Below are 13,151 nucleotides of genomic sequence, written 5' to 3' on the forward strand. Positions count from 1 at the left end.
AACACCAGGCGACCCGGTTGTGGTGTTAGCGTTAGGGGTTGTGACGTCAGGCGCTGCCGCGAACGACTCCGTCCCCGGTCCGACCGACCTTCCGATGCCGAAGATGCGGCCGAGCCGGGAAGTACCACTCGATTTCCCGCGCGAGTGGCTCGAGTTCGTCGACCCCGCCGACGACCAACATCTGATCGCGGCCGACCTCACCTGGCTGACCTCGCATTGGACCTGCGTGTTCGGGACCCCCGCCTGCCAGGGCATCCTGGGCGATATGCCGGACGCGGGGTGCTGCACACACGGCGCGTTCCTGTCGGATGACGATGACCGCAAACGGCTGCGCCGGGCGGTGAAGATGTTGACCGCCGAGGACTGGCAGCTGATGGATCGGGCGCGTGATGAGCACGGCAAGATCAGCCGCAAGACCTATCTGGAAGCCGACGAGCTCGACGGTGGGCCGGCCGAGCGCACCCGCCGGATCGACGGGGCGTGCATCTTCCAGAACCGGCCGGATTTCGCCGGCGGCCCGGGGTGCGCCCTACATGTCATGGCGGCACGCCGGGGCCTGGAACCCCATACCGTGAAACCCGATGTGTGCTGGCAGCTACCCATCCGCCGCACCCAGGAATGGGTGGACCGGCCCGACGGTGTGCAGATCCTGCGGACCGTCATCACCGAGTACGACCGGCGCGGCTGGGGCCCGGGCGGAGTGGATCTGGATTGGTATTGCTCCGGTTCGCCCGATGCCCATATCGGGGAACGGCCGGTCTGGCAGACCTATCGCGCCGAATTGATCGAACTGATCGGTGAACCCGCCTACCGGGAACTCGAACGGCAGTTGCGGAGCCGGCCGGGGTCCGGGGTCGGCGCGGAGCATCCGGCGACCACCCGGGCCCGGCGCAAGGCTCGGACCAAGGCGGCCGAGGAGAACGGGCAGGCGGTACGCCCCACCCGGATACTCGGACTGGACCTGCGATAACGGGAGCACAGCATGGCGCGGAGCCCCTGGACGCGATGGCCGGCCGGTACGGCGGCGCTGATGATCATCGGCCTCGCCTGCGCGGCGACGGCCGGCGGCGCGGGCGCCCGGCCCGCGGCCGACCCGCAGCAGTTCACCGATCGGACCGCCGAGTTCGTCCCACTCGGTGACCCGGACGCGCTGGCGGCCCGGGACGCGGGCAGGCATCTCGTACTCAGCCCGCACGGCACCCGGCACAGCATCGTCTGCCGAGGCGACGGGGCAGCGGTGCCGTTCTCCGAGTGCGCCCAGGAGGACGGCCTGGGCTGGGCACCGCTGCACCGCAGTGATACGCCGGTGGGCGAGGTCTGGCTCTATTTCCCCTGAACCACGCGGTCAGGCCTCGAGTTTGTAGCCCAGCCCACGCACGGTGACCAGGTGTTCGGGCCGGGCCGGATCGGCCTCGATCTTCGACCGCAACCGTTTCACGTGCACGTCGAGGGTTTTGGTGTCGCCGACGTAATCCGCGCCCCACACCCGGTCGATGAGCTGGCCGCGCGTCAGCACCCGGCCCGAATTGCGGAGCAGGTATTCGAGCAGGTCGAATTCCTTCAACGGCAGGGTCACCGGTTTGCCGTTCACCAGCACCGTGTGCCGGTCCACATCCATTCGCACCGGACCCGCCTCCAGGACACCGTTCTCACTGCCCGAGTCCAGTTCGTCACCGGCGCCGCGGCGCAGCACGGCCCGGATACGGGCGATCAGCTCCCGCGCCGAGTAGGGCTTGGTGACGTAGTCGTCGGCGCCGAGTTCGAGCCCCACCACCTTGTCGATCTCACTGTCGCGCGCGGTCACCATGATGACCGGCACCCCGCTGCGGGTGCGCAGCTGTTTGCAGACGTCGGTGCCGCTCATACCGGGCAGCATCAGGTCGAGCAGGACGATATCGGCGCCGGAGCGATCGAATTCGGCGAGCGCCGAGGGACCGTCTCCCACGACCGTGACCTCGAAACCTTCCTTGCGCAGCAGGAAGGCGAGTGGATCGGCCAGCGACTCCTCGTCCTCGACGATCAACACACTGGTCATCTGCGTGCCTCCACACCGTTCGTTCGGCCCGGGCCCGACGGGCGCGGGCTGGTTTCTCTTTTGGTCAGCACGGGCGGACCGGCGGCGGCGGTGCCGTCGGCCTCCTGATGCGCGGGTATGCGCAGCGTGAATGTCGAGCCGGTGCCGAGTTTGCTCCACAGGGTGATCTCACCGTTGTGGTTGGCGGCCACGTGTTTCACGATAGCCAGACCGAGTCCGGTACCGCCGGTCGCGCGGGAGCGCGCCTTGTCGGACCGGAAGAAGCGTTCGAAGACCCGTTCCTGATCGTCCTTGGCGATACCGATGCCGCGGTCGGTCACGGCCATCGCCACGTAGGAGCCACGGACGGACCGGCTCACCGAAACATGGGAGCCGCGCAGCGAATAGGCGATGGCGTTCTCGACCAGATTCGAGAGCGCGGTGATGAGGAGCGTTTCGTCGCCGAGCACTTCGAGCCCGCTGGGCCGGTCGGTGCTGACCGTGATCCCGGCGGCCTCGGCCGCGGTCCGCGACCGGTCCACCGCCTGATTGACCACCGTGTCGACATCGACGACCTCGAGTTCGGGGAGTTTCTCGGCCCCCTGGAGCCGGGACAGCGCGATCAGTTCGGTGACCATCTTCCCGAGGCGGCTGGATTCGGCCAGTACGCGCTGGCCGAAGTGGCGGACCGCCTCGGGATCATCCGCGGTCTCCAGCAGCGCCTCGGCCAGCAGACTCATCGCGCCCACAGGGGTCTTGAGCTCATGGCTCACATTGGCGACGAAATCGCGGCGAGTCGCTTCCATCCGGGCCTGTTCGGAATCGTCGTCGGCGAAGAGCACCGTGAAGTTGGTCTCCTCCGGGGACAGCGGCCGGGCGAGGCCGCGGACCGCGATCCGGCCCCGGCCGGGTGTCGGTTTATCGGCGGTGAGGTCGAACTCCGCCGTTTCGCCGGTCATCAGGACCTTCTCCACCGCCGTCCACGCCCGCTCGTCGAGCAGCCGGTTGCGGACCAGGCCGAGTTCTTCGGCGCGCGGATTGACCAGTACTACGTCGCGGTACTCGTCCACCACGGCGATACCGCTTTCCGAGGCCAGCACGATCAGGTCGAGAACCTGCGACATCGTGAGCCCGGAGTCGGCTTGGCGGCGCTGCGCCTGCCGAGCGTTCATATAGGGGATGACGAGTCCACCGACGGCCAGTCCGACAACAGCCGCCAGGACTGCCAGTAGTACGGCCTGGGGAACGCTCACATCAAGAATCGTACGGTCGACGACGCGTAAACAAACCCGGGGTCGGTGAAGTTTCGTGCAGGTCACGGGCGATTACTTCGTCGTTCGCCGGGCGTTTACGCGTTGTTCGGCGACGGAGGGGTTTCGATCTTCCCGGGCGTGTTCCCCGCCCGGAGACGCCGACGAACCCCATTGTGTCTGGGACACAACGGGGTTCGTATCGAGCGCGCTACCGGCGGCCGTTCACCAACCGGGGTCACCACGCACCGGCAGGTTCACGAAGCTCGGCCGGTTCGGGTCGAGTTGCACGTGCTGCGGCTTCAGCCCGGTATCGAGAAGCATCGGCAGCGGCGGCACCCCCTTCGGGGCATTGCCCGCGTAGACGTCCACCCGCAGCCGATGCCCGGGTTCCAGCTTCGCCTCGATCGCGGGCACCGCGATATCGAGTGTGGTCACCTCCCCCGGCACCGTGAGCCGCCGGTTCTCCAGCGTGGTGTACGGCCGGGGGGCGGTGTAGTCACCGTTGGCCGACCGGTCGCTCGAGGAATCGTCGATCTCCCGCAGGGAAGCCATCAGCTGACCCGAGGACAGCACCCGGGACTGCCCGTCGGGCGCCACATCGTTGACCGTCACCGACCAGTAGCCGTCGGCCGCGTCCTGCACCGTCTGCAGGTGCACGGCGATCGGCCCGGAGATCTCGACCGCTTCGGGCACCGGCGCACTGGTGAAGGTCAGCCCGTTCGACTCCTGGATCCGGGAATCCGCACCACAGGCGTTGATCACCGCGACCACCCCCGCGGTCGCCTGGCCGGCGTCATTGGAGCACAGTCCGGTGAGTCCCGGCGCGACGGTCAACCGGGCAGCACTGTCGGCGACCGCCGCCAGTGAACCGTCGTGCACGCTGTGCCCGCCGGTGCCGCTGGGCGCCGCCGACAGATACATCCGCCGGTATTCGGCCGCCTGATCCGCGGGCGCGCTCGCGCCGAAGCCGTCCCGGGTCACCCAGCCGCCGCCCTGCTGCCGCAGGGTGACCGGCCCGTACCGATCGATCCCGTTGTCGACGCCCTTCAGCCATTTGTCGAACCAGGCGCGCTGCAGGACGTCCAGCCGCGGCGGCAGCCCGGGTCTGCCCGATTCGCTTCCCGAGTTGATGTGATAGGTGTCGCCCATGAGCAGCTGCTTCTGTCCGGGCGGCACCGGCATGGCGTTGTAGATCTGGGACTCGGAATAGGTGAACAGGTCGTGCCAGCCCCCGGTCACGAAGGTGGGCACGTCGATCTGCGCCGGATCACCGAGCCAGGCCTGCCGGTCGGGGCTGTCGCCCCGGATCATCTCCTGCAGGCGCGGATCGAGATCCTCCACCCGCGGAGTGGTGTAGGCATTGAGGAATACGTCCAAGTAGGTGAACGGCGAGGACAGCCGGTCGTTCAGCCATTTCTGGTCGAAGGTGCCGTTTACCATCGACCCGATATCGGGTACCCATTTGGTCGAGTTGATCAGCGACATCCACAGCGGAATGAAGGCGAAGCCGAAGCCGCCGCCGGGCATGAGCACATCCTGCGTCAGATCGCTGCCGGGCACGACGGGGAACAGGGCCTTCAGCGCGGCCGGGTGTTTCTCGGCGGCCTGCAACTGGTTGATCCCGGAATACGACATACCGGTCATGCCGACCTGTCCGTCCGACCACTGTTGCCGCGCGGCCCAGTCGATGACCTCCACCGTGTCGGCCTGCTCGCGCTGCCGCAACATATCCCAGACGCCCTGGGAGAACCCGGTTCCGCGGACGTCCACCACCACCTGGACGTAGCCGCTCTTCACCAACTGGCGGTCCACGGCGAAATTGCGCATGGCCCCACCGCCGAGCGCCTTGGTCAGATCGGTCAGCCCGGACAACGGGGTGCCGGTCATATCGATATCGCGGGCCAACCGGTCCAGCGCGTCGGACAGACCGGGTACCGAGCCCATATGGTCGACCAGGTTGGACACCAGTTTCGTATAGGGCGTCATATTCACGAGTACCGGCAGCCGGGTGTCGATCGGCCGGGCGGCCCCGTCGGCGGGGCGGTACACATTCGCCTTCAAAACCGTGCCGTCGCTCATGGTGATCGGCACATCCCAGGTGATATTGATACCGGGATACTGCTGCGGTCCGTCGTGGGTGGCGGCCCACTGCGCCCCCGCCGCTCCCCCGTCGGGACCGGAGACCGCCGGCTCGGCACCGGCACCGCCGCCGAGCAGCGGTGCCAGCAACATCGTGGCGGCCAATACCACAGTGGCTCGTATCACAAACTTCATCGGTCGTGATCCATCTCTCGGGCTGATCGGATGGCCGAGAGCTTACACAGCATTACCGGCGGGTAATGAAAATCGATCGGGCCGCTGACAGGCCTTACCCGGCAATTTCGCACCAGGATCGTGGTACGACACAATAGCGATCGGTGTTTTCGGGTTCCCGTCACAGATATCGGCGTTCCCCGCAGCGCCGGTATCCCTACGAAAAAGCGCCGCAACCCGTTTCGGGTCGCGGCGCTGTGGAACGAACTACTTGCCGCCCTGGCTCGCGACGGCGGCCGCACCGGCGGCGGCGGCCTCCGGATCCAGATATGCCCGGGGTCGCACCGGCCGCAGATCGTCGTCCAGTTCGTAGCGCAGCGGAATACCGGTGGGAATGTTCAGTCCGGCGATATCCTCGTCGGAGATTCCATCGAGATGTTTCACCAGGGCACGCAACGAATTACCGTGCGCCGCGACCAGCACGGTCTTTCCACCGCGCAGTTCTCGCGAAATGGTCGACTCCCAGTACGGGACCATCCGGTTCACCACATCGAGCAGGCATTCGGTGCGCGGGACCTCGATACCCGCGTAGCGCGGATCGCTCGCCTGGCTGTACTCGTCGTCGGGTTCGATCGGCGGCGGCGGCGTGTCGTAGCTGCGCCGCCACAGCATGAACTGGTCCTCGCCGTACTCGTCGCGGATCTGGGCCTTGTTCTTTCCCTGGAGCGCGCCGTAGTGACGTTCGTTGAGGCGCCAGTCCCGCACCACCGGAATCCAGTGCCGGTCGGCGGCGTCCAGGGCGATGTTCGCGGTCGAGATCGCACGGCGCAGCAGCGAGGTGTAGACGATATCGGGCAGGATGCCGTGCTCGGCCAGCAGTTCCCCGGCCCGTTTACCCTCGGCGACACCCTTGTCGGTGAGATGCACGTCCACCCAGCCGGTGAACAGGTTCAGGGCATTCCATTCGCTCTCGCCGTGGCGCAGCAAAACGAGGGTGTTCGTCATGCGGGCCATCCTGCCATGGCCCGATACCGGCCGTGCGTACCCCTCGGGGCCGTCATCGGCCCACCACCTGCTAGGCGGACCCGGACAAACCGGCCGCGAGTACGGCCGCGCCGTGCAGCGTCGCCCCCTCCGGAAGGCGGGACGCTTCCACCCGCAGCCCCCGGATGAAATCCAGCCCCGAGTGCCGGGCGACCGCGGCGCGCAGCGGTGCCCACAGGAGTTCACCCGAGTCCGCGAAACCGCCACCGACCACGACCGTATCCACATCGAGCAGCGCGGCCGCGGAACCGATCGCCGTACCCAGCGCGGTACCGGCCCGCGCCAAAGCGGCCCGCGCGACCGGGTCCCCGGCCCGGGCGTCACGCGCGAGTTCCGCGCCGGTCTCGCCGGTCCAGCCCTGTTCCCGCGCCCAGCGCGCCGACGACATCCCACTCGCCACGGCTTCCAGACACCCGAAACCGCCGCACGCACACGGCACATCCCATCCGGGCACCACCAGATGACCGATATGCCCGGCATTGCCGGTACGCCCGACCGATACGCGGCCGTCGATCAAGATGCCGCCGCCGATACCCGACGAGACGGTCAGCGCCAGCCCGTTCCGCAGACCGCGCAGGGCCCCCGAATGCTGTTCGGCCAACGCCAGACACGCCCCGTCGAGGGCGAAACGCACCGTGGCGCCGGGAAACAGCTCGGCCACCGCCGCCGCCACCGCGAATCCGTCGCGCCACTCGGGAATATTGAGTGCACGGGTGATACCGGCCGGAACGTCCACCGGGCCCGCCGAGCCGATCCCGACCGCTGTCACCACGGCATCGGCCGCGACGTCACGGAGCAGAGAGGCGCACGCCTCCCATACCCGCTCGGCCGGAACCGGCACCCGCCGCACCGCGCCGAGCCGACCCGCCTCGTCCACCGGCCCGGCGGCGAATTTCGTCGCGCCGATATCCAGTGCCACAACCGCCACCGCGCCCTCCCGAAGATCCGATTCGCAGATGGTGATTGTCACTCATCCGCGAACGTGGTCGTTGAGTCCGCAGCCCGGGTGTGGGCGCGGTCGGCGATCAGGAGGCGCCGGGGCCGATACCGCTCACCTTGTCGATCCGGATCCGGGTGCGGAAGCCGGGTGGGGCGTCCGGTGGCGGGAAGGCCGCACCGGGCTCGCCCGAGTTGCCTGCACACAATGCCGGTCGTGGTGCCGAGCAGCATCTCCGCCGCGGGCCAGACCGCCGAATCACCGTCCCAGAACGCCGGATTCCAGATCGTCGCCTCACCGAACCGGCCCGCGCTGTCGACGAACGCCGCGAATCAGTTCGGATCGGCCGAATCGACCAGATGCTCGAAGGCACGCAGATTCTTCAGTGATTCACCGCGGGACACCCGCCACTTCCATTCCTTGCGGATGGATTCGGCGAAACCGAGTTCGAGCAGTGTATTGAAATCCCCGTCCACCGCCTCCAGGATCTGCCCGAAGATCCGGTCCAGTTCCTCGGCGGTGATCGCATGCGTGGCCGCCCGGCCCACCAGGTAGATATCGCCCAGTTTGTCGATGGTGTACGCGACACCGTAGAGCCGCCGGTTGCGCCGCAGCAGGTACTTGTAGACGCCTTCGAAATTCTCGTCCGGTTTGCGGCATACGAACGATTCGAAACGCACCCCGTGCGCCCCGACCGTCAGCATCACATTGGTCTTCAGTTTCCGCTCACCCGGCAGTACGGCGACGAAGACATCGTCATCAGGGTGGGTGTATTCGATCTCGCGGTCCCGCAGTGTTTCCTCGATGACCCGCGCGGTGGCCGACCTCTCGCTCATCTGCGCACTCCCGTCCGGCGCCGCCACAGCGCCCGCGATCTGGCCTGACCCTCGCCGAGGATAGTGGGTCCGTGGCCCGGACCGGTCAGCGCGGCGGTATAGCTGTCCAGCAGCTTCTCGGCCGTATGCGCCCAGGAAAAAGCCGCCGCGTGCGATATGGCCTGCGCGCCCAGCGTCCGTAACCGCCGCGGGTCGTCGAGCAGATACTCCAGCGCACCGGCCCAATCGGGGGTGCGGTGCCCGGTCACCAGCAACCCGCTGTACTCGTGCCGGACCGCGGTGCCGAGCCCGCCGACCGCGGCCGCCAGCACCGGGGTCCCGCTCGCCTGCGCCTCCAGCGCGACGAGCCCGAAAGATTCGTTGTAGCTCGGCACCGCGACCAGGTCGGCGGCCCGATACACCTGCACCAGCCGGTCGGGCGGCTGCGGCGGCAGGAAGGTGACATGGTCGGCGATCCCGAGGTCGGCGGCCAGTTCGATCAGCGCGTCGGGACGCTCCAGACCGGTCCCCGAGGGGCCCCCGACGATCAGGGCGCGCAGCGGCCGCCCCGGCCGCCGTCGCAGAGCCTCGGCGACCGCCCGCACCAGCACATCGGGTGCCTTCAACGGCTGGATCCGGCCCACGAACGCGACGATCTCCTCGTGCCCCGCCAGGCCGAGCTCGGCGCGGGCCGCGGCCCGGTCGCCCGGACGGTACCGAGTCAGATCCGCCCCTGGCGGCACGATATCGATCCGGTCGGGCAGCGCCCCGTACAGCTCGACCAGGTCCCGCGCTTCCCGCCCGGTGTTGGCGGTGAGCCGGTCCGCCTCGGCGATGACCTGCTTCTCCCCGATCTCCCGGGTGGCCGGTTCCGGGCAATCGCCCTCGGCGAGAGCGGCGTTCTTCACCGCCGCCAGCGTATGCGCGGTGTGCACGAGCGGCACCCGCCACCGGTCCCGGGCGAGCCAGCCCACCTGCCCGGACAACCAGTAATGCGAATGCACCAGGTCGTAGTAACCGGGTAGATGCCGTGCCTCCTGACGCAGCACCTCGGCGGTGAACGGGCACAGCTGGGTCGGCAGATCGTGTTTGTCCAGGCCCTCGAACGGCCCGGCGACCACATTGCGTACCAGCACTCCCGGCGCGGCTTCCTGCACCGGCGGCAGATCGGAGGAGGTGGCCCGGGTGAAGATCTCGACCTCGGTCCCCCGCCGGGCCAGCTGGAGAGCGGTCTGGAGGACGTAGACGTTCATTCCGCCCGCGTCACCCGTACCGGGCTGTGCCAGTGGTGAGGTGTGCACCGTCAGTACGGCGATACGGTTCGGCCGTCGGTCCGGGCGTTGACTCACGATATCCATACTGCAGGGTGCAACGCGGCAGCCCGGCCCGCCCTTCCCCGGTCGTGAAAGTGATCACACCTGACGGATTCGGCGCACTTCGCGCGCCTCCGCGTGCCGTCGCCGAAACCGGGAACCGAGCCGGACAGACCAATAAAAGCGCTTGTCACGGACAATCAGGATTTCTCGGCGCAGTCGGCGGCGAACTTCCGGATCTCGGCCGCGAAACGCGCCGGATCCTCGAGGAACAACCCGTGCTGAGCGCCCTCCCAGATCGAGGCCCGGCCCCGCGGCGCGGTCTCGGCGATATAGCGGCCGTCGGCCACCGGCACCACCGGATCGGCCGAACCGTGCAGCACCAGGACGGGAACGTCGAGTGCGCGCAGGGTCTCCGTATTGTCCACCGAGCGGTAGAACAGGGCTTTGCGCACGAACGGCGGTGTCGCCAGGCTCGCGCCGAACAACCGCTGCGCGTCTGGACCCTTGTCCGTGCCCGGTCCGGTGCTGGCGTTCCCGAAGGCGGAGAAACCGCGCATCGCCCGGCCCGGGCTCTCCTCGAACACCGCGGGGATCGCCTGCTGCATCGACTCGCCGACCTCCGCGCCCGGCACCCCGCGGCCGATATTGGCCATCGCCCCGGTATAGACGACGCCGGCGACCGCACCGGTGCCGTACTCGGCGAGATAGTCGCTGATCACGATTCCGCCGTAGGACCACCCCAGCAGCAGCGCGTCGGATTCGATCGATTCGGCGGCCAGCACCGCGGCGATATCGGCGGCCCAGTTCTTCGAGTCGTCGTAACCGGTGGCCGGGGCCTCCGAATAACCGTGGCCCCGCAGATCGACGGCCACCACCCGGAAATCGGCGGCGAGATCGTCGAACATCCGCCCCCAGCAACGCAGATCCGCCGACCAGCCGTGCGCCAGCACCAGCGGCCGTGCGTCCGCGGGCCCGCCCGTCCGATAGACGATGCCGGTCCCGTCCGCACTGTGCGCTTCCCGTATAGCCATGAGCGCATCATAGGATCGCGTTCATGAGCACTCGCACCGCTGTTGTCACCGGGGCCAGCTCGGGTATCGGCGAAGCCACCGCCCGGGAACTCGCGAAACAGGGGTACCACGTGTATGTGGGTGCCCGCCGGGTCGACCGGCTGCGGGCGCTGGCCGACGAGATCGGCGGTACCGCGCTGGAACTCGATGTCACCTCCGACGAATCGGTTCGCGCCTTCGCCGACGCGATCGAGACCGCGAACGTACTGGTCAACAATGCCGGCGGCGCCAAGGGCCTGGCTACGGTCGCCGAGGCCGATCTCGACGACTGGCGCTGGATGTGGGAAACCAACGTCCTCGGCACCCTCCGGATGACCAAGGCGCTGCTGCCGAAACTGATCGCCTCCGGCGACGGCCTGATCGTCACCATCACCTCGGTCGCGGCCTTCCACGCCTACGACAACGGTTCCGGCTACACCTCGGCCAAACACGCCCAGGCCGTCCTGCACCGGACCCTGCGCGGCGAACTCCTCGGGCAGCCGGTCCGGCTCACCGAGATCGCCCCCGGCGCGGTGGAGACCGAATTCTCCCTGGTCCGCTTCGCCGGCGACACCGACCGCGCGGCCGCGGTCTACCAGGGCATAGATCCGCTGGTCGCCCAGGACATCGCCGAGATCGTGGCCTTCGCCGCGAGCCGCCCCCCACGCGTCAACCTGGACCAGATCATCGTCAAACCCCGCGACCAGGCCGACCCGGGCCGCTTCGCCCGCCGTACCTGACGCTCGGCAACCCGCGGCGCCGCTACAGCTCCGCCCCCACTGTGACCGGTTCCGGGACCAGCACGACCCCGAACCGCTCCGCCACCCCGTCGCGGACCGTCCGGGCGAGGGCGACGATATCGGCGGCCGTGGCGTCACCGCGGTTGGTCAAGGCAAGGGTGTGTTTGGTGGACAGGCGCGCAGGCGCGGCCGGACCCGGGAAGCCCTTGGCGAAGCCGGCGCGTTCGATCAGCCAGCCCGCGGAGAGCTTCACTCCGCCGATCCCCGGATAGGTGGGCACCGGCACATCGCCGAGCCGATCGCGGACGGCGGCCAGGACCCGGTCCACCTCGGCGTCGGGCACGACCGGGTTGGTGAAGAACGATCCGGCGCTCCAGGTGTCGTGGTCGGCGGGATCGAGGACCATTCCTTTGCCCGCCCGCAGCCCGAGCACGGTTTCGCGGACGGCGGCGGCGGGCCGGGTCTCCCCTTCCGCGGCGCCCAGTCGCCGTGCGAGTTCCTTGTAGCGCAGGGGCGCGCTCGTACCGTCGGGGCGCAGCGCGAACTCCACCGCCAGCACCACTGCCGCGTCGCTGTGTTTCAACCGGCTGGTCCGGTAGCCGAAGTCGAGCGCGTCGGGAGTCACCCAGTCGATCTCCCCGGTGGCCCGGTCCAGTAACCGCACCCGGCGCAGCAGCCGGTCGACCTCGACGCCGTAGGCGCCCACATTCTGTACGGGAGTGGCCCCGGCCGAGCCCGGAATCCCGGACAGGCACTCCAGCCCGCCGAACCCGGCCCGCACACTCGCGGCCACCACACCGTCCCAGTTCGCACCCGCCTCCACCGTGACGCTGCCGGCCCCGAATTCGACCCCTTCGGTGGCGACACGGACCACCACCGACGCCACATCCTCGTCGGAGACCAGCAGGTTCGAACCGCCGGCGACCAGTAGCACCGGTACCTCGGCGGCGTCCAGCGCGCGCACGGTCGCCACCAGCGACTCGGTGGTGGCACAGTCGGCAACCGTGGCCGGGCCACCGACGCGCAACGTGGTCAGCTCCGCCAGCGGTACCGCGGACCGCACGAGCGCGCCCGTTCCGGCCAGCATCTGCCGCAGTTCGTCCGCAGGGACAGCCCGAGAAGTTCGCACGACCAGACGGTAGCGTGTTCGGTCATGGCTACAGCGCTGGCGTATACGGCTCGCTACTCTCATCCGGTCGCGACGGTGCGCGAGGCATTCCGCACCGAGCAGTACTGGAAGGACCGGATCGCCGCCGTGGGCGGGCCCAGTGCCCAGTTCGTCTCGCTGTCGGTCGAGGGTGAGCGGGTGCGGGTCGAGGTCGTCCAGTCCATCCCCGCCGACCTGCTGCCGCCCGCCATCACCGCCGTACGCCCCGGCGACCTGATCATCCCCCGCACCGAGCTGTGGACCGGTACCACCGGGAGTTTCGAGGCGCGGGTCGAGGGCGCTCCGGCCGAGGTCCGCGGTGCCATCACCGCCACCGACGAGCCCACCGGCGCGGTCGCCGAGATCTCCGGCACGATCGAGGTGAAGGTTCCACTGTTCGGTCGCAAGATCGAGGAGGCCATCGGGGAACGGCTCACCGAGCTGCTCGCCGAAGAGGCCGAGTTCACCAACACCTGGATCGCCGGACAGCCGTAGCGGCCCGCAGTCCGCTTCCGCCGTTCCGTGCGAGCGGAAGCGACCCGGCCTCCCACGGAACCGGAGAATCCGGACGGTAACCTACCGC

At 68.7% G+C, this 13,151-nt stretch carries 13 protein-coding genes and 1 pseudogene; 4 read left to right on the plus strand and 10 right to left on the minus strand.

Translation table 11 applies throughout. The annotated features are described in order from the left end of the window. Positions 1-103 precede the first annotated feature (103 nt). Both NGR01S_RS17775 and NGR01S_RS17780 read left to right on the plus strand, forming a co-directional pair. On the plus strand, positions 104-970 hold the full coding sequence (locus tag NGR01S_RS17775; RefSeq protein WP_063038526.1) for a DUF3109 family protein: 867 nt from the start codon (positions 104-106) through the stop codon (positions 968-970). Positions 971-982: 12 nt separating this feature from the next. Next, a complete protein-coding gene (locus NGR01S_RS17780) occupies positions 983-1,336 on the plus strand; it encodes a hypothetical protein (protein ID WP_063038206.1) in 354 nt (117 codons plus the stop codon). A gap of 9 nt (positions 1,337-1,345) precedes the next feature. On the opposite strand, the gene NGR01S_RS17785 is transcribed toward NGR01S_RS17780, so the two are convergent. The 9 genes and pseudogenes from NGR01S_RS17785 to NGR01S_RS17820 form a co-directional block, all read right to left on the minus strand. Beyond that, positions 1,346-2,035 carry a response regulator gene (locus tag NGR01S_RS17785; RefSeq protein WP_039826973.1) on the minus strand — a complete coding sequence of 230 codons (690 nt, stop codon included), beginning with the start codon at positions 2,033-2,035 and terminating at the stop codon, positions 1,346-1,348. Then, a complete protein-coding gene (locus NGR01S_RS17790; RefSeq protein ID WP_063038207.1) occupies positions 2,032-3,267 on the minus strand; it encodes a sensor histidine kinase in 1,236 nt (411 codons plus the stop codon). The genes NGR01S_RS17785 and NGR01S_RS17790 overlap by 4 nt, the downstream gene beginning before the upstream one ends. Positions 3,268-3,489: 222 nt before the next feature. Next, positions 3,490-5,541 carry a CocE/NonD family hydrolase gene (locus tag NGR01S_RS17795; protein WP_063038209.1) on the minus strand — a complete coding sequence of 684 codons (2,052 nt, stop codon included), beginning with the start codon at positions 5,539-5,541 and terminating at the stop codon, positions 3,490-3,492. 246 nt (positions 5,542-5,787) lie between these two features. Next, positions 5,788-6,525 carry a phosphoglyceromutase gene (locus NGR01S_RS17800; protein ID WP_063038528.1) on the minus strand — a complete coding sequence of 246 codons (738 nt, stop codon included), beginning with the start codon at positions 6,523-6,525 and terminating at the stop codon, positions 5,788-5,790. Between the two features lie 70 nt (positions 6,526-6,595). Next, a complete protein-coding gene (locus tag NGR01S_RS17805) occupies positions 6,596-7,492 on the minus strand; it encodes an ROK family protein (RefSeq protein WP_063038530.1) in 897 nt (298 codons plus the stop codon). Between the two features lie 97 nt (positions 7,493-7,589). Beyond that, positions 7,590-7,685 (minus strand): annotated as a pseudogene (locus NGR01S_RS32600) (PPOX class F420-dependent enzyme); the annotation flags it as partial. A 148-nt stretch (positions 7,686-7,833) separates the two neighbouring features. Then, positions 7,834-8,337: a type III secretion system chaperone family protein gene (locus NGR01S_RS17810; protein WP_063038532.1), complete on the minus strand. Its 504-nt coding sequence runs from the start codon at positions 8,335-8,337 to the stop codon at positions 7,834-7,836. Beyond that, positions 8,334-9,674 (minus strand): D-inositol-3-phosphate glycosyltransferase, encoded by a 1,341-nt coding sequence (mshA, locus tag NGR01S_RS17815; protein WP_063038212.1) that lies wholly within the window; start codon positions 9,672-9,674, stop codon positions 8,334-8,336. The genes NGR01S_RS17810 and mshA overlap by 4 nt, the downstream gene beginning before the upstream one ends. A gap of 155 nt (positions 9,675-9,829) precedes the next feature. Further along, complete coding sequence (locus NGR01S_RS17820) at positions 9,830-10,663, minus strand: alpha/beta fold hydrolase (protein ID WP_063038214.1); 834 nt, start codon at positions 10,661-10,663, stop codon at positions 9,830-9,832. A gap of 23 nt (positions 10,664-10,686) precedes the next feature. Between NGR01S_RS17820 and NGR01S_RS17825 the strand changes: the two genes are divergently transcribed. Continuing rightward, positions 10,687-11,421 carry an SDR family NAD(P)-dependent oxidoreductase gene (locus tag NGR01S_RS17825; RefSeq protein WP_063038216.1) on the plus strand — a complete coding sequence of 245 codons (735 nt, stop codon included), beginning with the start codon at positions 10,687-10,689 and terminating at the stop codon, positions 11,419-11,421. 22 nt (positions 11,422-11,443) lie between these two features. Here NGR01S_RS17825 and NGR01S_RS17830 read toward each other — a convergent pair whose 3' ends face one another. Continuing rightward, positions 11,444-12,508 carry a UDP-N-acetylmuramate dehydrogenase gene (locus NGR01S_RS17830; RefSeq protein ID WP_063038218.1) on the minus strand — a complete coding sequence of 355 codons (1,065 nt, stop codon included), beginning with the start codon at positions 12,506-12,508 and terminating at the stop codon, positions 11,444-11,446. Positions 12,509-12,574: 66 nt separating this feature from the next. On the opposite strand from NGR01S_RS17830, the gene NGR01S_RS17835 reads away from it, so the two are divergent. Next, complete coding sequence (locus tag NGR01S_RS17835; protein ID WP_063038220.1) at positions 12,575-13,063, plus strand: DUF2505 domain-containing protein; 489 nt, start codon at positions 12,575-12,577, stop codon at positions 13,061-13,063. The last annotated feature ends 88 nt before the right edge of the window (positions 13,064-13,151 follow it).

The organism is Nocardia grenadensis NBRC 108939, from assembly GCF_001613445.1.
Taxonomy (GTDB): domain Bacteria; phylum Actinomycetota; class Actinomycetes; order Mycobacteriales; family Mycobacteriaceae; genus Nocardia; species Nocardia grenadensis.